Here is a 19,112-nt window from a genome sequence, read left to right as displayed (position 1 = left end):
TATTTTCCAGTTGCGGTCCAGCTCTACAGCGTTCGTCTTGATCGGTGTCATCGTTCGTTCCTTCCCGGCCTTCGTCCTCGAACCGCCTTGTGGTTTGCAGCTATCTATCATGTTAGAGAGGACGCGGTTCTTTAGAAACGAGTCATTGCTGGCTTTTACTGAGGAACTTTTGTCCTCCTGCCGGGGCAGGTTTCCGCCGCGAAAAAACCGCCGGAGCGGCCCGAAATGGGGCTGCCGCCGGCGGTCGGTCGGAATGGCATCAAGCTGTATGCGAACGCCTAAGGCTCATACACGTTAAACTCGTAAATGCTCCACCATGGGGATGCCGCCGCCGTCAGCACGACCTTGATATACCGAGCGGTCTGCACGGGGAAGGTGACGGTCTGCACGCTGCCGCTGCCCGTGCCGCTCGCGACGGCCGTGCCCCAAGTCGTGCCGTCCGAGGAAACGTACACCTCGTACGCGCGGGGATAGTCGCTGCCGCCCGTGGAGTCCAGCGTGATCTTGTTGAAGGTCTTGGCCGCGCCCATATTGACCTGATAATACCGGCCGGCGCTCTGCGATCCGCTGGACGTCCAGCGGGTCGTCGCGTTGCCGTCGAGCGCATTGGCCGTAGCCGTATTCGTCGATGAGGTCGCGGTCCAGCCCGTACGGCTCAGCGCCGCGCCGCTGGAAGGCGTGGCCGATGCCTGTGCGGAGTTCGCGCTCTCGCCCCCGGAACCGACGGCGCTCACGACGTAATAATACGTCGTCCCGTTCGACACGGTCGTATCGGCATAGACGGCGCCGGTCACGCTCGTCGCGACGATGCTGTAAGGCCCTCCGCTGACGGTGCCGCGCTTCACGTTGTAGCCGGTCGCGCCGGAAGTAGCCGTCCAGCCGACGGAGACCGTGGCGTTGCCGCCGGTCGCGGTGACGCCGGTCGGCGCCGCCAGCGGAACCGTGACGGACGCCTCGGCTGCGTTCGGTCCCGAGCCGGCCGTATTCGCGGCGGAGACGGTGTAGTAGTAGGTCGCGCCCGCGGCTGCGGCGTTGTCCGTATAAGCGTTGGTCGTGACGCCAGTGGCCAAGCTCGTATACGGACCGCCTGCGACCGTCGCGCGCTTCACCGTGTAGCTCGTCGCGCCGGACACGAGGTTCCAGCCCAACTGGACGTTGCCGCCGACCAGGCTGGCCGTGAGTCCGGCCGGCGCGGCCGGCGCCTGGCTGAGCTCGTCGGCGCCGATGTCGTAGGCCGAGCCGGACGGACGCGGCTGTCCGTCCATGTCCAGCGGTACGTCGGCCGGCAGCGCGTAGCCGGCATCGATCGCCGCCGAGGCGGTGGCCGGATTCAGATGGTAATCGCCGGCTGCCGCGTTGACCAGCATGCTCGCGGTACCGTTCGTAATATTGTTGCTGCTGGTAGCCGCGCCGCCGTCGCGGAGCTTCACCGCTTTGTCCATCAGGTTGTTGCGCACGTCGCCGCTGCTTCCCGCGAACCTGGATTCCACGGCGCCTACGCCCGACGGAATGCCCAGAATCGTGTTGTTGTAAACCTTGAAGCCGGAAGCCTTGTTCATATAGACGCCCGCGTCGGCCGTGCCGTACACGACATTGTTGCGCATGATGCCGCCGCGGTGCTCAAGCGACGTATCGCCGTTCCGGAAATACTGCGGCGCGGTACCGCCGCCGCCGAACGACATGGCGATGAAGCTATTCTGGAACACGTTGTTCTCGACAAGCGTATCGATGGAATTGCCTTTGGCGAAGAAGGCATAGGCGACGCCGCCGCCGGACATCCTGGCGTTCTGGAAGGTGTTGCCCCGGATGATCCAGCCCCTGGAAGCGATCAGGTCGACCCCTTCGACGACGCTGCGCGTACCGCCCGTGGTGTAGCCGATCAAAGAGTTCTCGATGATGCCGTAGTCCGCGTAAGGCAAGTCCGGGGATCCGCCCGAGGTCGACTTGAAGCCGCCCTCTCCGTTGTCCCAGGTCTTCAGATGATCGGCGCGGAAATAATCCGACCCCGAGTTCACCTGGATCGCATGGTAGTAAGAATCGCGGATCGTCATGTTCTTGAACGTGACATAGTCCGAATCGTTGACCTTGAAATTGATGTCCATGCTCGATGCGTTAATGCCCGGACCGGCGACGACCGTGTCGTCGTAGTTCGACGTCGCGCCCTGGATCGTAATATTGTTTTTGCCGTTAATGTTGATCGTCGCCGTCTGGCCGTAGGTCCCCGCAGCAAGGGTTATAATTCTGCCCTGCGCCGGCGCCTGGTCGATCGCCTGCTGCAGTTGGGACAGCGAAGCGACGGTCACGCTGTCCGGCGTCGGCGTGACCGTCGTCGCGCTGACGGGGTTGGACAGGCCGCCGTAGTTGCCGCCGTCGTCGTACGTCTTGACCGCGAAGTAATAGGTCACGCCCGTCTGGAGCTGGTTGACCTGGTACTTCATCGTCTGGCCCGGACTTTTCTGCGCCAGCTCATCCTCCGCCTGCGTCGCCGCAGACCACTGGGCCTCGGTCGTAATCGGCGAAGTCGCGTACCGAACCTCGTAGCCTTCCGCCATGCCGGCGGTGCCGTCGTTGCCAGGCGCCGTCCAGGTCAGCTGCACGCTGCGCGGCCCCGGGTTCACCGCCGCGAGATCGGCGATCGCCGCAGGCGGCGTCGGATCGTTCGCCGCCGTCGTAACCAGCACGACGTTGGACAGCGCCGAAGCGTTGGACGTCTCGTCGAACGTCCGCATCGCGAAGTACAGCGCCGTGCCCGCCGGCAGTCCGGTTACCGCCAGCGTATGCGTCGTACCCGCGGGCGCCGGAGCCGGTTCGTTCGTCAACTGGACGGCATCGTTCCAGTTGTTTTCCGTGATGCTGGACGTGTAGTAGCGGATGTCATAGGAAGCGGCCGTACCGGTCGTGCCGTCATCGCCCGGCGCGGTCCATGACAGATTGGTCGACTTCCAGGTCGTACCGGACGCGGACAGATTCGCGATCGTGCCCGGCGCCGTCGTATCTCCCGTATTCGCGTACACCTCGAGCTCCACGGGGGGTATTGACCAGATTCGTCTCCCCCGGTCACTCTCACATGTCCGTTGGCCCAGGATCTGACGTACCTGGCATTGACGGGCGTCGTCAGCACGATGTTTTTGCCCGTTCCGTCGGTCGGCTCCTGGTAGGCCGCATCGCTGCCCGCGCCGAGTCCCGCGCTGTTGTCCGTGTCGTTGTTGAAGACGGTCGTGACGCCGGTTGCAAACGTCGGATCGTTGGACAGCTGCACGACATGATCGCGGCCCGTCCTGGCGACGCCGGAGGTGCCGCCCCAGTCGTTCAGCACGTTGATCCGGCTGATCGCATAAGTCTGACCGAGGTCCGCCTGCACCCACTTGGGGCCGTCGGCGACGCTGATCAGCGCATACCCGCTCGAGCCCCGGGCGCCGTCCGTCACGACCGAGACGGAGCCGCCGCCGGACACCGCGCCATTCGTGCTGACCGTCTTGCCGAGCGCGACATTGACGGTCGACTCCAGCACGACTTGAACCACGTTGGAGAGCGCCGACTCGTTGTTCGCGTCGTCCCTCGTCTTCATCGCGAAGTAATACGTCGCGCCCGGCGTCAAGCCCAGCACGGTGAACTTCTGCGCGGTGCCCGCCGTCAGAGGCGAGGGCTCCCCCGATCACGGGCGTGGCGCTCGCCCAGTTCGACGCGGTGATCGGCGAAGCGGCGTACCGCACGTCGTATTCGGCGGCCGTTCTGACGTTGCCGTCGTCGCCCGGCGCCGTCCAGCCGAGCTCCACGCTGCTCAGCGTCTTCTTGCCCGCCGCGAGATCGGCGACCGCCGCCGGCGCGACATCGTCCGTTTCGCTGATGAGCAGGAACGGCTTGTTGTACGGATGCTCCGAGCTGTTCAGATCCACTCTTGCCGCTTGAGCCTGCGGATCGCTAATTTTAAAAGTGACGATTTTGTCGGTCATCTGGCTATTAATAAACGCCGTGACGTCGAATTCATACCAGCCCGGCTTGCTGAACTGGATCGATCCCAGCGGGAGGGCGCCGGTCTCGTCGGCCAAGGTGAGCCGGGTGACCGTGCTTTCCGACCAGCTGTCGTTGATCAGTCCGGTGACGGCGAGCGCATGCGGCCGGCTTGGATTGTTCGGGATGTCCGATACGTACAGCTTCAAGACCGCACGTTCGGCATGCGTCGCGGAATAACCGGTGAAGTCGGCCTTTAAATAACTCCAATACGTGCTGTTGCCGTTGTTCAGAATGATGAGCGATTGGCTTGTGCCGGATCTGTCGCCCGAGGCGGCCACATAAGCGTCGTCGGTCGGCGTGAACTCGGAACCCGACGCCGCAGGCGTGTTAACCTGTACGATGTTCGACAGCGGCGACACGTTGCCTTGGTCGTCCACCGTCTTCACGGCCGCATAAATGACGCTTCCTGCCGTGGGGCCCTCGATCTTAACCGACTGCGACGTCCCCGCGGCCGCAGGCAGCAGCGTCGCGTCCGCCTTCTGCGCGCTGCTCCAGTTCGTTTCCGTGATCGGGGCATTCGCATAGCGAATGTCGTACGCATACGCGGTTCCCGTGTTGCCGTCGTCGCCCGCCGCCGTCCATGTCAACCGGAACGTACGGGACGTAATGTCGCTTGCGGTCAAATTGGCGATGGCGGCCGGCGGCGTCGTCTCGCTCGGCGCGAACTCGTCGGCGCCGACGTCGTACGCGCTGCCGTACGGACGGGCTTCGCCGTACATGTCGGTCGGCACGTCGGCCAGCGTCATGCCGACGTCGCGGGCCGCCATTCCGTTGAACGGATGCAGACGATAGTCGCCATTCGCGGGGTCGACCAGCCAGCTTGCCGTAGCGCCCGTGATGTTGTTGCTCGCCACGGAGGTGCCGCTGTCGCGATTTTTGACCGTGCCGGTCATGAGGTTGTTGCGCACCTCGCCGCTCGTGCCGGCGAACCGCGGCTCGATGGCGCCGACGCCGGAGCCGGTGTTCAGAATCGTGTTGTTGTACACCTTGTAGCCGTTGGCCTTGTTCAGGTAGACGCCCGTATCCGTAGCGCCGAAGACGACATTGTTGCGGATGATGCCGCCGCGATGCTCGTAGGTTTGATCCTGATTGCGGAAGAAGGTCGCCCCCGTGCCGCCGCCGCCGAACGACATGGCGACAAAGCTGCCTACGATCACGTTGTTCTCGAAGATCGTGTCGATGGAATTCCCTTTGGCGAAAATGCCGTAGCCGCCGCCGTTATTCGACGTCTTGGCGTTCTCGACGCGATTGCCGCGGACGATCCAGCCCTTGGAGGCGATCAGATCGACGCCTTCCACGACGCTGCGCATGCCGCTCGCGGTGTAGCCGATCAGCGAGTTCTCGACGATGCCGTAATCGGTGTAGCCTTTGCCGCTGTTCAGGTCGAAGGTCGTCTTGAAGCCGCCTTCGCCGTTGTCCCAGGTCTTCAAGCCGTCGGCATGGAAGTACTTCGAGCCCAGATTGACCTGGATGGCATGATAATAAGAATCCTGAATCGTCATGTTTTTGAACGTGACATAATCGGAGTCGTTGACCTTGAAATTGATATCGAGCGCGCTGTCGTTGATGCCGAGCCCCTTCACGACCGTCGCCGTATAGTTGCTGCCGGCGCCCCGGATCGTGATATTGTTCTTGCCCGTAATATTGATCGGCGTCGTCTGGTTGTAGGTGCCGGCGGCCAGCGTGATGACGCGGCCGCCGGCAGGCGCGCCGTCGATCGCCGTCTGAAGCGCCGAGAGTGAGGATACCGTCACCGCGTCGGCCGTCGGCGTCCCGATCGTGGCGCTCGCGGAATTGGACAGACCCGATACGTTCCCTACGGCGTCCGTCGTCCGGACCGCGAAGTAATACGTTACGCCTGCGGTCAGCTCCGTCACCTTGAATTGCATAGGCGTGCCCGCCGCCGGCTGCGGCAGCTCGTCCTCCGCCTGCGTCGCGGACGCCCAGTTGGACGCAGTGATCGGCGAGGTCGAATAACGGACGTCGTAGCTGGCGGCTTTTCCGTTCGAGCCGTCGTCGCCCGGCGCCGTCCAGGTCAGCTTGACGGACTTGAACATCGCCTGCGTCGCCTGCAGGTTCGCGATGGCGGCCGGAGCGACCGTGTCCGCCGCCGGCGTCGTGACGGTCGCCACGTTGGAGATCGGCGACTCGTTAACGAGATCCTTGGCCTTGAGCGCGAAGTAATACGTCGTGCCCGGCGTCAGCCCGGTGACCGTGAAGGCTTCGGCCGAACCCGCCGTCTTCGGCGCGGGAACGCCGGACACGGGCGTCGCGGAGGACCAGTTGGACGCCGTGATCGCGCTCGTGGCGTAGCGGAGATCGTAGGCGACCGCCGTGCCCGTATTGCCGTCGCCGCCCGGCGCCGTCCACGCGAGATCGGCGGACTTCCAGGAGACGAAGGTGCTCGCCAGGTTCGTCACCGCGGCCGGCGGGGAGCTGTCCTGGGGATCGGCGTACACTTCGATCTCGACGGGCGTGTCGACGGTATTGACCGAGCCGTTCACCCGGACATGGCCGTTCGCCCAGTAACGGACATAACGCGCGCCGACCGTGTCGGCGAGCAGGATGTCCTTGCCGCTGCCGTCAGCCGGTTCCATGTATTCGGCGTCCGTGCCGGCGCCGAGTCCGGCGCTGTTGTCGCCGTCGTTGTTGAACGCCGTCACGACGCCGCTCGCGAAGCTTGCGTCGTTCGACAGCTGCACGACGACGTCGCGGGCGTACCGATAGACGTCGGCGGAGGCGCCCCAGTCGTTGCGGATATTGATCCGGGCGATATCGTACGTCATGCCCAGATCGATCTGCGCCCACTTGGGGCCGTCGGCGACGCTGTAGAGCGAATAGGCGTCGCGCGTCTTGACGCCGTCGGTCAGGGCGGAGATCGGCTGCCCGCTAGCGTTGATCGTGCCGTTCGTCGTGACCGGCTTGCCGAGGGCGATGTTGGCGACCGGCAAAGTCGAGGCCGAGACGGCCGACGAGAGAGCCGATACCTGCCCCGTGCTGCCGACCGTCTTCATGGCGAAGTACAGCGGCGTGCCGGAGGGCAAGCCCTTGACGGTCATGCTCTGGGCGGTTGAGGCCGCAGCCGGCGCCGGCTCGCCCGTCACGCGCTTGACGACCAGGCCGTTGTCCCAGTTCGCGCTCGTAATCGGCGAGGTCGAATACCGGATGTCATAGCCGGCGACGGCCGAAGGTCCCGGACTGGTCCAGGACAGGACGACGCTGTTGACCCCCGGACTGCCGGCCGTCAGTCCGACGGCGCTCGGCAGCGACGCATTCGTCGCGGGAACGGCGGCATATACGTCGACTTCGACCGGCGTATTGACGGTCTGAACGGAATTGTTGGAGGAACGGACGTGGCCGTTCGCCCAGGAGCGGACGTATCTTGCGTTGACCGGCGCGGAGAGCGTCACGTTTTTGCCGCTGCCGTCGGTCGGCTCCATATAGGCGGCGTCGGTCCCTGCGCCCTGGCCGGCCGTATTGTCCGCATCGTTGTTGAAAACGGTCGTGACGCCGCTCGCGAAAGTCGGGTCGTTGGACAACTGGACGATGATGTCTCTGCCGGTGCGGGGCTCCGAAGGATTGAAGTCGTTCAGCACGTTCACGCGAGTGACGTCGAACGATTCGCCTAGATCGAGCTGAACCCACTTGGGGCCGGCGGCTGCGTCGATCAGCGCATAAGCGGACGCCTGGCGGTCGCCGTCGACGAGTTTGGCCAGCGACACCGCGTTTTTGACGAGTCCGTTCGTCGTCACGGTCGCATGGCCGAGCGCGACGTTCGTCTCGATGGCATCCGCGTGCGCTTCGGGGGCGGGGGAGAAGGTTAGAGGAGAAACAACCAATGCGGCGACAAGCATGGACAGGCCTGACTTTTTGACGATCGACAGCATGCGGACACATCCTTTTCATCGAATGGTCTTGCGTGAAGCGTCGAATCCGATCTCGTCATTCCCTTGCTTTGCGGTTCCTCAATTCCTCCTTTCGGTTGCAGGGTGCGGCATTCGTTGAAGCGCTTGCCGCCTTCCTTGTTTAACCCGGCTGAAGCGCTTCTCCTTTAAAATTGTCACATCCCCTTCCGTCGCACTACGGGCGTAAATTGTCTTATACTCGGTCATTTCCATACAATCGGCCGAATCTCCGCCTATCGCCGCTTTCGCGCGGCGCAAGCGCGGGAACGGCAAACAAGCCTGCCTCATCGCTGAGACAGGCCTGGTCCGTTTTCGCTTAACTGAACGTTCGGGCGAGCAGCCGCGGCAGGTTGTCGTCGCGGAGCGCGAGCGCCCTGCCGCCGACCCGGCGGACGCCGTCCGATTCGAGCGCCCGCGCGTCGGCCAGGTTCGTGCTCGTGTATTCGATCCGCATGTCGTAAGGTCCCGGGAGCGAATAGGGCCTGCAGGCGCCTCTTCGGTTTACGGCTTCCTTGACGGCGTCGCCGATCTCCGCCAGGACGCGCTTGGGCGCCTTGAGCAGGCCCGAGTGCCGGCCCGTCGCCCGCTTGGTCTCGTACGTGAACACGGCGCCGAGCTGCCGCTGCGCCTCCGCGCACGTCTTGTCGTCGCCGGAGACAAAAACGACAGGGACGCCGCTGCGTCCGAACAGGAGCGCATCGATCCCGATCTCCCCGATCGGCTCGCCGTTAAGCGCCAGCTCGAGGATGTCCGCGTAGCTGAACGTATGCTCGAGAATCGCGTCCCGGGTGCCTGCCATGGCATGATAGCCGATCAGCAGCGCGCCGGCGAACGTCTCGTCCAGGCCCGGAAAGCGATTGGCGAGCGGCAGCGCGCCGGCGGCCAGCGTGGCCGCGGGATGCAGGCTGCCGTACAGCAGGTTGAAGCCCGACCCGTGGGCGTCCTTCACGACGACCTCGGTCGCGCCGGACTGGGCGAGCGCCTCGACGACGGCGTTCACCTCGTCCGTCAGCAGCCGGCGGGATTCCTCGTAGAACATCTCGCCGCGGTAAATCTGTTCCTTGAACAAAATGCCGGCGATGCCTTCCATGTCGACGCTGATATAAAACTTCATCGCTCTGCTCCTCCTCCCGCCGTCCGCCGGGTCTAAGCGCCGTTCAAGCGAAAGCGCCGGGGAAAACGGCGGTATTCGCGCAGGTCGAACGGCTCGGGCGTCACGGCCCACGGCAAGCCCGTCTCGGACAACAGCTTGCCGGCCGCGAAGGCTTCCTTCATGGCCGTCTCGATCCCCTCGATGTAGGCGCCCGGCTCGTCCGCCGCATCCGACAGGCGTACGAAGTCCGCGGCAATCCCGCGGATCTCGCCGGCCGATTCGAACGCGCCGTTGGCGACGAGCGTGAAGCGCCGCGCCGAATCGAGCGAGACGTCGAGCCCCTCATCCCGTCCGTCGATCGCCGCGATCAGGTTCCGGTACCGCCGCTCGACGATGCCGCCTTCCTTGCAGTCGTAGGAATGGCCCAGACCGTATCGCCAGATCTTGACCTGATCGTCATAGTCCCATTCGATCGCGCCTTCGGTTCCTTCGATCCGGATCCGCTGGGTCTCCGTCTTCCTTGCGCACAACGTTACATAGTAGCAGAGCGTCGTTCCGTCGCTCATCTCGATGCGCATCGCGGTCGTGTCGTCGCTCTCGATCGGATTGGCATGATACATCTCCGCCGCCACGCCGACCGGCTGCGACTCGCGGCCTGCCGCGCTTGCCGCCGTCTCCGCCAGCTTCAGCATGCTGTACAGCAGATGCGCGGCCGGGTTGTGAAAGGCGCCGTCGAGAACGACGCTGTCCGAGACCGTCAGCTTGCCGGCCCAGGGCGTGCGGCCGAAATACGCGGCCGTGCGCTGAAGCAGGGCGATCGCTTTAAAGCGCTTGACGCGGCCGATCTCTCCGGAGGCGATCGCGCGCGCGATCAGCGCCTGCGCCTTGCGCGACGGCGCGAAGAAGTTGACGGCGCACAGCCTGCCCGTCCGGTCGGCGGCCTCCGCGATCCGGTCGACATCCTGGAGCAGGGCGCCGGGCGGCTTTTCGAGGAGGACGTGGTAGCCCGCCTCCATCGCGTCGATGCTCATCGGCGCATGCAGCGCGATGGGCGTGGATATGACGACGAAGTCCGCGCCGGCCTCCGCCGAGAGCATGTCGCGGTAGTCGGCGTAGTGCCGGATGCCACGCTCCGCGACAAGGGCCGCCGCGCTTTCCGTCAACCGCACGTCGCTGACCGCAGCCAGCTCCAGCGTGCCTGCGTCCGCAAGCCGGACGAGCTCGTTCAGATGGACGCGGCCGAAGCCTCCTGCGCCGATCAATAGGGCTTTGCGTACGGACATGCCGCTTTCCCTCCCTTTTTTCGACAATATCGCGTTGGTCCGATCTTTCGGGAACCGAGCCGCGGCCGCTTCGAATTCGTATATCGGGCCGCATACCCTTGCGTCCGCTAGGCGCGCTCGATCCTCGCCGCCCGTTCGTCCGCTTCGACGGCCGCCTCGGAAGCGAGCAGCACGTCCTCTCCCGACAATACGGACGCGCCGCCCCGCAGCCGATTCGCAAAGTCCGCGCAGGCACTAACCGGCGACCGCCGCAGCGGGACGAGATGGTCCGTTTCCCTGTCGGTCGATATCAGCAGCATCGGCTCCTTGTCGCCCCCGGGATCGCCCTGCAGCCGCAGCTCGGCGCTGCCCGCCGTGCCGGCGGCGAAGATGCGTCCGTCTCCCCATGTCCAGCAGCGGGCGGGCGTATGCCAGTCGGCGTACAGCTGCGCGAACGTACCGTCCGCAAGCCTTACGTTCAACGCGGCGGCATCGTAGAAGTCCGGATGCCCGGGGAGGATGGTTTTGGCCATATAGCCCTGCATGTCGACGATCTCGCTGCCCGTCAGCCAGCGCAGCAGGTCCAGGTCGTGGACGAGCAAATCCTGGATGATGCCTCCCGACCGCGAATGGTCGAAAAACCAGCCCGGCCGATCCCCGGCGTTCAATCGATGCGGCTTGCGCATGTCCAGCGACACGAGCCGCCCGAGCGCGCCTTCGTCGATCAGCGCCTTCAGCGTAAGCACGCCGGCGTTGAAGCGCTGGACGAGCAGCATGCCGACCTCGATTCGTCCGCGTCCGACGATGCCGCGCAGCCGCTCGAGACCCGCCCTGTCCGTCACGGCCGGCTTGTCGACCATGATGTGCTTGCCTCGCGCCTCGCACAGCTCGGCGATATCGATCTTGCGGCTGTTGACCGCGGCGCAGCCGACGATGCTTACGTCCTGCGCGAGCGCGTCTTCGAGGGCGCCGAGCAGCGGAACGTCCAGCCTGCCGGACAGCGTTTTCGCCAGCTGCGGATCCTCGCCGGACTCCTCGAAAATACCTGCGCAGCGATAGCCCATGCCCAGCATGTTTTCGATAAAAGAACCGATGTGCCCGTGCTGGCATCCGATAACCGAGAAAACCCGAGACTCCATATTTTCACCCCTTTGGCCGGCAAGATTCATCGTGGTTGCTCCGGGACGTGCACGGCCGTCTGATTGTCTCGGCAAGCCTGCGCCAGCCAGCCGTCCGGCCGGCGGTTCGTGACGATGCCCGTCGCATCGGCGAGCGGCATGATCGTGAACAGCGCCGTTTTCGCAAGCTTGCTGTCGTCGAACACGGGATACACCTCTCCCGAACGCCGGATCAGAATTTGCGCGATGCGGACTTCCATTTCCGAATGCATCGTCCAGCCGTGCGTGGCCGAGACGCCGTCGACGCCCAGGAACATCTTGGTGATGTTGATGCGCTCCGCGACGATCTCTGCGAGCGGCCCGATCAGCTCGTAGCTCTTGGCCCGCATGACGCCGCCGACGACGACGACCTGGACGTCCTCCGCGTCGGCCAGCTCGCAGGCGATATTCACCGCGTTGGTCACGACCGTGATATTGCGCCGGACTTTGAGCGCGCGCGCGATAAGAAACGTCGTCGTCCCGCCCGTCAGGCAGATGACGTCCCCCCTCTGATACGAGTCCCGCCGCCGTCTCCGCGATGCGTTCCTTCTCTTGCAGTTGCGCCTGTCTCTTATCCGCAAAAGGCAGCTCGGCCGGCGGCGCCGGCGTCCCTTCGTAAACGGCGCCGCCGATCGTCCGGATGATCGGTCCCGAACGCTCCAGCAGATCGAGATCGCGCCTCGCGGTCGCTTCCGAGCATTGCAGCGCGCTCGTGATCTCCTGAATCGACAATCTCCCGCCGGCTTTGATCAGCTCCAGCATCTTCGCCCTGCGCGCTTCGCCCTTCGACGTCGGTTCCATGTTCGGTCTCCCCCGGTCATCTCCGTATTTTTCTACATTGTGAAGGAGAAGGCGGCCGGTTTGCAACAATAACGACGCCGACCGGGCGGATGCGATGACGGCCGCGGCTCGCCCGGTTGCAAAAGCGATGGCGACGACTTACAGCGGCAGGACTTCCACGCGGTCCAGAAGGCGCTCGTATACGGCCGGGTCGAGTTCGCCTGCCCGGTCCGTCATCGCCGCAGCCGCTCCGGGCAGCCGCGGCCGCGCGAAGCCGATCTTCCGCCGGCAGCCCTTGTTCTTCGGCATAGGCCATGCCGGCCACGAACGCATCGCCGCAGCCGACGGCGCTAACCGCGGCGACGCGCGGCGCGACGACGCGATACAGCTTGCCGTCGATGCAGGCGACCGCGCCCCGGCGACCGAGCGTCGCGCACACCTGGCCGACGCCTTGGCCGTGCAGCTTCGCCGCCGTCTGCGTTAATTGCGACGCTTCGAGACGCTTGCGGCCGGACAACCGGGCCAGCTCCTCTTCGTTCGGCTTGATCAGGTCCGGTCTTGCGCCGATGCCGAGCGCGAGCGCTTCGCCGCTCGCGTCCAGGTAGACGCGGGCGCCCGCGGCTCTGGCGATCCCGACGAGCTCCGCATACAGGTCTGCCGGGGCGCCGGCCGGCAGGCTGCCGGACAGGACGACGACGCTCGCCCGGCCGCCGAGCCGGCCGACGGCGTCTTTGATGTCCGCGACCTCCGCGTCCCCGACCGCAGGTCCCTCCTCGAGCAGCTCCGTCGACGCGCCGCTCGCCTCGTCGACGATATTCAGACAGGTGCGGGACTCGCCGGCGATACGGACGAAGGCGGTTCCGATGCCTCTCGCCGCGAGCCGCTCCTCGATGAAGGCGCCTGCGCCGCCCGCCGAGAATCCGGTCGCGGCCGCTTCGCCGCCAAGCAGCCTGACGATCTGGGCGACGTTGTTCCCTTTTCCGCCGGGCTCTGCGATCTGCCGCCTGACCCGCTGCACGGCGCCCGCCGCGAAGCCGGACACATAGTAGGTTTTGTCGACCGCGGCGTTTAACGTGACCGTGACGATCACACCGCCTCACCGCCCCGTCCGGCGCAGCCGCACAGCGCGATCTTTTCGAGCGCCAGACGCTTGACGGCTTCCTTCGCCGGCACCATGTACTTGCGGGGATCGTTCTCCCCCGGCCGCTCCTCGAAGACGCGCTTGATGGCGTCCGAAAACGCGATGCGCAGCTCGGTGGCGATGTTCATCTTGGCCATGCCGAGCGCGACCGCCCGCCTGACCTGATCAGGCGGAATGCCGGAGCCGCCGTGCAGCACCAGCGGGACGTCCACGCTGCCGGCGATGCGGGCGATCCGGTCGAAGTCGATGTTCGGATCCCCCTTGTAGATGCCGTGCGCGGTCCCGATGGCCGGCGCCAATGTGTCGACGCCCGTTCGCGCGACGAAGGACACGCATTCCTCCGGGTCCGCCAGCAGCGCGTCGCGCGCGTCGACGACGATATCGTCCTCCACGCCGCCCACCTTGCCGAGCTCCGCCTCGACGTTGACGCCGACTGCCGCGGCTACCGAGATGACGCGGGCGGTACGCTCGACGTTTTCTTCGTAAGGATGCATCGACGCATCGATCATGACGGAAGTATAACCCGCGCGGATGCACCTTACGACGACGTTGTAGTCGGTGCAGTGGTCGAGGTGAAGGCCGATCGGCAGACGCGTCCGGCTCGCGGCCACCTCGGCCGCGGCGGCGATGTAGTCGGCGCCCAGATGCTGGACGGTGCCGACGGTCGTCTGGAGAATGAGCGGGGCGTCGCTCTCGATCGCGGCATCCACGACCGCTTGCAGCATCTCGAGCGTGTGAACGTTAAAAGCCGCTACGGCGTATCCGTGCTTTCTCGCGTGCCGCAGCACCGCCGTCGTCGATGATAGAGGCATGACTGGTTCCTCCCGGCCTGCTTGAGTGGTGTTCGTGCGCGAGTCGTTCGCTCGCGTTCGATTCTAATATAGAGAATTAATATGATTTTTTCAATCATAAAATGATTGATTTAATCATTTTGTTTGATTATCATGATCGTAACACTCAACACATGGAGGTTGTCGTCTAATGAGCCTGACATACCGGGAGACCAAGCAGCAATACGCGGCGTTGCGACAAACTTATGATTACATGCTGGGCGAGCGAGATCGCATCGAAGCTTTCGTGAAAAGCGCGTGCCCCTCCTCCTTCACCTATATCGGGTGCGGCTCCAGCTATTGTCTCTGCGAATCCGCCGCGTTTGCCGCCCGGCTGCGCGCGGGCTTGAACGCCCACGCCGTTGCCGGCGGCGACATGCTGCTGAACGGCGAGCGCTATCGCGCCGCGCTGACAGGCACCTTGCTGGTCGCGCCCTCCCGGTCCGGCAGCACGACGGAGATCGTCGAGGCCGTCCGGGTGCTGCGCGGCGCGACGCATGTCCCGGTGCTTGCCATTTCCTGCGTCGCCGAATCTCCGCTGTCCGCCGAGGCGGATCTTGCGCTCGCGCTTCCCTGGGCGTTCGACGCCAGCGTCTGCCAGACCCGCACGGTGGTCAACCTGTATGCAGCCAACCTGCTGATCGCCGCCTTCCTCGGCGGCGACGAGGCGCTGATCGCGTCGCTCGGCGCCGCCATCCGGGACGGCGAAGCGTTCATGGCGCGGGTCGAAGCGGGCATCCGCCGCGCGGCCGGGTTCGACTGGAACCAGGCGGTCGTGCTGGCCGACGGCGAGTTGAAGGGGTTGGCGGGCGAAGGCGCGATCGCGCTGACCGAGATCGCGTCCGTGCAGACTCAGTCGTATCACCTGCTGGACGTCCGCCACGGGCCGATGGTCGTCGTCGGTCCGGGCACGCTCGTGATCGCCGCCGCATCCGGCAACGAACGAGGGGCGCAGCATCGGCGCAACCTGCTCCGCGACCTCAAGCGCAGGGGGGGCGACCGTCATCGTTTACGCCGACGAGTCAGACGCGGAGCTTGAAGCGATCGCCGACTGTGCCGTCTTTTCCGGCTTCGCGCTGGATCCTGCGGTTCAGGGCATTCCCTTTCTCTTTCTCTCGCAGATCGCGGCGCTGTGCCGCGCGGAACGCAAGGGCATCGATCCCGACACGCCGGACGGACTGGTGGCGTGGGTCGCGCTCTGATCGGCCGGGTCTGCTCATCAGTCATGGGCATGGGGGCTTCTCGCGGCTGGCGCACAGGTCGGCGGATCAAAGTAGTCCCAACCGAGACTTCTCGCGGGCGGGCTACGGTCGGCTGGGTAAAGTAGTCCCAACGGGGACTTCTCGCGGGCGTCGCTACGGGCGGCGGATCAAAGTAGTCCCAACGGGGACTTCTCGTGCGCGGCGCACAGGTCGGCGGATCAAAGTAGTCCCAACCGAGACTTCTCGCGGCTGGCGCACAGGTCGGCGGATCAAAGTAGTCCCAACCGGGACTTCTCGCGGGCGGCGCACAGGTCGGCGAGGCAAAGTAGTCCCAACCGGGACTTCTCGCGGGCGGCGCTACGGGCGGCTGGGTAAAGTAGTCCCAACAGGGACTTCTCGCGGGCGGGCTAAGGTCGGCGGGGCAAAGTAGTTCCAACGGGGACTCTCGCGGGCGGCGCACAGGTCGGCGGGGCAAAGTAGTCCCAACGGGGACTTCTCGCGGGCGGCGCTACGGGCGGCGGATCAAAGTAGTCTCAACGGGGACTTCTCGCGGGCGGCGCTACGGGCGGCGGATCAAAGTAGTCTCAAAGGGGACTTCTCGCGGCTGGCGCACAGGTCGGCGAGGCAAAGTAGTCCCAACCGGGACTTCTCGCGGGCGGCGCTACGGGCGGCGGATCAAAGTAGTCCCAACCGGGACTTCTCGCGGGCGGCGCTACGGGCGGCTGGGCAAAGTAGCTTAATTTAAAAACCGTTCTTCGCCCACAGACGCATGATTGCGTCCTGACCGAAGAACGGTTTTTTCGCATGAAAAGGTTTGCCCCTATGCTACGCGCTGTAAATCAACGGATTCTGCCGCCTGCACTCCTCCATCACCCACATCTGCTGGCGCACTTGCTCCGGCGTGATCTCCAGCGGCGCGCCTTCCGTCAGCGAGCGGTGCAGCATCAGGTACAGCTTTTCGGTCATGTAGCCGAACAGGCTCTGTCCCTCGGGCAGCGACATCGTCCATTCGTCGCCGTGCCAGGTCAGCGTCTCGTTGCAGTAGGCGGGCAGTCCAGCCGCGTTGAACAGCGGTTCCTTCACGAGTTGCTGGGCCGGCGCTTCCTCGGGCTTGAAGTACCGCCATTCCAGATGTTCCGGACTGCCGTGCAAGCCTCCGTTCGTCCCTTGTATATTGAAGGAATCCTGCGGATACGCGCAGCAGGACGAGATCTCGATGTCGATCGTCGGACGGCCGGGACCCCGCATGAGCAGCTTCACGTAATCTTCCGCGTCTCCGAACGTGTTGGCCCGGTCCATGATGCACGTGATCTGCGGCAGCTCGTCGGTGCCGAACAGCTGAAGCGCCTGGTCGACCGGATGCGGGCCGGTGTTCATCAGGTTGCCGCCGTTGTTGCTCTGCAGCGTCTGCCAGTCCCAGCGGCGGGCGAATCCGTTCATCTCCATGCTCACCTGCACGATGCGGCCGAGCGCGCCGGAGTCGATGACGCTGCGAATTTGCTGGAAGGCCGGGTGGTATCTGGATTGCTGGAAAACGGCGAGCAGCTTGCCCGAACGCTTGGATGCTTCGATGAGCCGGTCGACCTCCTCGGGCGATTTGGCCAGCGGCTTTTCGCACAGGACGTTAAAGCCTTTGTTCAACAGCTCCAGCGTGATCGGAAAATGCTGATGGCTGGGCGACGCGTTAACGACAAGGTCGAGCGGCTCGCCGGCGACCATCGCTTCCCACGTCTCGTATGCGCGGCACCCGAATTCCTCCTCGGCCCGCGCCCTGCGCTCCGGAATGGAATCGGCGACCGCCGCGATGCGATATTGCGCGGGCAGCTGTTCGAGCAGCTTGCCGTGGATGTCGCGGCCGCTGCGGCCCTGTCCGATGATGCCGACCTTTAAAGGCGTTGCCGTCATTTGTTCATCCCTCTTTCTCCGATAGGCCCGGCGGTGCCGCCGAACGTTTTTTTGTACTCCGTCGGGGTAATGCCCGTGCGCTTCTTGAACGTGCGGATAAAGTGACTGAGATGCCGGTAACCGACCTGGAATCCGATCTGCGTGACCGTAAGCGACTGTCGCCGGATCAGCTCCTTCGCCCGCTCGATCCGAACCTCGTTCACGTAATCGATGAACGACTGCCCGGTCACCTGTTTGAACATATGGCTGAAGTAAGCCGGCGCCATATTCGCGATAAAAGCGCCGTGCTCGAGCGGGATGTCCTGGCTGTAGTTGTCGTGCACGTACCGTCTCGCTTCTTCGATCGGCTCTTTGTCGACGGCGACCGTCTGCTTGCCCGGCTTGCGCCGGACCGCGCGGTATTCGCGCTCCGCCACCATGAGCAGCTTCAGCAGGGACAGCCGGATCGCGAACGCGTAGCCGTCCTCCTTATGTTCGTATTCGTCCTGCATGTCCTGCAGCAGCTGCAGGACGAGCGGCTGCCTTTGCTTGCCGACATGCAGCCAGGAGTACGGCGCGGACGCCAGCCCCGGCGTAAGGTATCGCTTAAGCGCATCCTCCATCGGTCCCAGATGACCCTCCAGCAGCTCCGGCGCGAAGTCGGCCATGATCAGCTCGAACGCGCGGTCCTCGATCCCGCTTATGCTGTGACCGGTGCCCGGCGCGATGATGAACAGATCGCCTTGGCTGACGGTCAGCGACTTGCCGAGCATCTGGTGGTTGCATACGCCATGACGAACATAGACGATCTGGACGTAATCGTGCATATGAAGGCTTTGCTTCAGAGAAGGGCTGTCGTAACTGAATATTTTAAAAGGAAAATCCCTGTTCAGCTGATCTCTGCCCTGATAATAAGGCATATCCAAGTCTTCGCTCATGAAGCACCGCCTATCGTTACGCTCGTTACGCCGTCGCGATCAGCTTGCGAACCGCCGCGAGGTCGTGTTCCAAACGTTCGTACGCCGGAAACGGCGCATGACACTCCAACGTCACCCATTCCGAGTAACCGGTCTCGCGCAGCGCGTCGAACAGCGGCCGATGGTCGGCCCCGCCCTCGCCCAGCCGGCTCTGAAGGAACAACTCCCTGCCATGGCGGGTCGTATCCGCGAACGTCCCGGGCGCGCCGAGCTCCGCGATGCGAAGCTCATCCTTCACGTGGACGTGCATCAGGCGGCGACCCAGCCGCAGGACGGATTCCCGGCCGTAATCCGTGTCGGTGATGTACATATTGCCGGCATCGTGAATCATTCCGACGTTGTCCCGCCCGATCATGTCGAGCAGGCGCAAGCTGCTGTCCACCGTTTCGACCAGCGAGTTGTTGTGAATCTCCATCAGGACGTTCACCCCGTGCTTCGCGGCCTCCTCGGCGCACAGCCCCATCCAATGCGCGGCCTTGGCATAATGATAGTCCTGCGCCTTGAAGGCGTTGGGGCCGCCCGGGAAAACGCGGATCGAACGCGTGTCCAGCACGCCTGCGATCTCGAGCAGCCGTTTGAATTCTTCTAAGTATTTCTCCGACTGGCCGTCGTCCGCATCGGAGAAGCCGCCGATATAACTGGCCAGCACGGGAATCGGAAGCGCCAGGCTGTCCGAGAGCGCCTTGACCTCCTTGACCCTCGTCATGCTGCTGGATGGAGAGACGTGCGGCTCGCGCGCCGCGATCTCGATCCCGTCCAGGCCCAGCCGTTTCGTCAAATGCATCGCTTCCTGAATGCTGTGCTCGATAAAAACCCCGCTGAATGCCGCAAGTTTCATTGTCGTTCCTCCTGTCCTCGATAAACGCG

General features: G+C 64.4%; 11 protein-coding genes and 3 pseudogenes. 1 reads left to right on the top strand and 13 read right to left on the bottom strand.

What is annotated here, in order from left to right; all coding sequences use genetic code 11:
- Positions 1-278: 278 nt before the first annotated feature.
- The 10 genes and pseudogenes from OMP40_RS41590 to OMP40_RS12695 form a co-directional block, all read right to left on the bottom strand.
- Positions 279-2,624, bottom strand: a pseudogene (locus OMP40_RS41590) (discoidin domain-containing protein); the annotation flags it as partial.
- A 191-nt stretch (positions 2,625-2,815) separates the two neighbouring features.
- Positions 2,816-3,568 (bottom strand): discoidin domain-containing protein, encoded by a 753-nt coding sequence (locus OMP40_RS41585; RefSeq protein WP_420871967.1) that lies wholly within the window; start codon positions 3,566-3,568, stop codon positions 2,816-2,818.
- A gap of 286 nt (positions 3,569-3,854) precedes the next feature.
- Positions 3,855-6,611, bottom strand: a pseudogene (locus OMP40_RS41580) (fibronectin type III domain-containing protein); the annotation flags it as partial.
- 1,624 nt (positions 6,612-8,235) lie between these two features.
- Positions 8,236-9,033, bottom strand: coding sequence for a M55 family metallopeptidase (locus tag OMP40_RS12725; RefSeq protein WP_277531777.1), 798 nt, complete (start codon positions 9,031-9,033; stop codon positions 8,236-8,238).
- 32 nt (positions 9,034-9,065) lie between these two features.
- Positions 9,066-10,295, bottom strand: coding sequence for a Gfo/Idh/MocA family protein (locus OMP40_RS12720; protein WP_277531776.1), 1,230 nt, complete (start codon positions 10,293-10,295; stop codon positions 9,066-9,068).
- Between the two features lie 107 nt (positions 10,296-10,402).
- Positions 10,403-11,413: a Gfo/Idh/MocA family protein gene (locus OMP40_RS12715; RefSeq protein WP_277533147.1), complete on the bottom strand. Its 1,011-nt coding sequence runs from the start codon at positions 11,411-11,413 to the stop codon at positions 10,403-10,405.
- Positions 11,414-11,439: 26 nt separating this feature from the next.
- Positions 11,440-12,012: a DeoR/GlpR family DNA-binding transcription regulator gene (locus OMP40_RS12710; RefSeq protein WP_277533145.1), complete on the bottom strand. Its 573-nt coding sequence runs from the start codon at positions 12,010-12,012 to the stop codon at positions 11,440-11,442.
- A 94-nt stretch (positions 12,013-12,106) separates the two neighbouring features.
- Positions 12,107-12,193: pseudogene (locus OMP40_RS12705) on the bottom strand (DeoR family transcriptional regulator); the annotation flags it as partial.
- Between the two features lie 55 nt (positions 12,194-12,248).
- Positions 12,249-13,301, bottom strand: a complete 1,053-nt coding sequence (locus tag OMP40_RS12700; protein ID WP_277531774.1) for a 1-phosphofructokinase family hexose kinase — start codon at positions 13,299-13,301, stop codon at positions 12,249-12,251.
- The gene (locus OMP40_RS12695) at positions 13,298-14,164 is read right to left on the bottom strand and encodes a class II fructose-bisphosphate aldolase (protein ID WP_277531773.1); all 867 of its coding nucleotides are present in this window, start codon (positions 14,162-14,164) and stop codon (positions 13,298-13,300) included. Before OMP40_RS12695 ends, OMP40_RS12700 begins: the two co-directional genes overlap by 4 nt.
- Positions 14,165-14,333: 169 nt before the next feature.
- Between OMP40_RS12695 and OMP40_RS12690 the strand changes: the two genes are divergently transcribed.
- A complete protein-coding gene (locus OMP40_RS12690) occupies positions 14,334-15,221 on the top strand; it encodes an SIS domain-containing protein (protein WP_277531772.1) in 888 nt (295 codons plus the stop codon).
- 988 nt (positions 15,222-16,209) lie between these two features.
- Here the strand turns inward: OMP40_RS12690 and OMP40_RS12685 are convergent.
- The 3 genes from OMP40_RS12685 to OMP40_RS12675 are packed head-to-tail and all read right to left on the bottom strand — an operon-like array spanning position 16,210 to position 19,083.
- Complete coding sequence (locus tag OMP40_RS12685; protein ID WP_277531771.1) at positions 16,210-17,289, bottom strand: Gfo/Idh/MocA family protein; 1,080 nt, start codon at positions 17,287-17,289, stop codon at positions 16,210-16,212.
- Positions 17,286-18,206, bottom strand: a complete 921-nt coding sequence (locus tag OMP40_RS12680) for an AraC family transcriptional regulator (protein WP_277531769.1) — start codon at positions 18,204-18,206, stop codon at positions 17,286-17,288. Before OMP40_RS12680 ends, OMP40_RS12685 begins: the two co-directional genes overlap by 4 nt.
- A gap of 25 nt (positions 18,207-18,231) precedes the next feature.
- A complete protein-coding gene (locus OMP40_RS12675) occupies positions 18,232-19,083 on the bottom strand; it encodes a sugar phosphate isomerase/epimerase family protein (RefSeq protein WP_277531767.1) in 852 nt (283 codons plus the stop codon).
- Between the last annotated feature and the right edge of the window lie 29 nt (positions 19,084-19,112).

Origin of the sequence: Cohnella rhizosphaerae (genome assembly GCF_029525575.1) — a bacterium.
GTDB classification, from domain to species: Bacteria; Bacillota; Bacilli; order Paenibacillales; family Paenibacillaceae; genus Cohnella; species Cohnella rhizosphaerae.
This window is presented reverse-complemented; position numbering and strand designations above follow the sequence as displayed.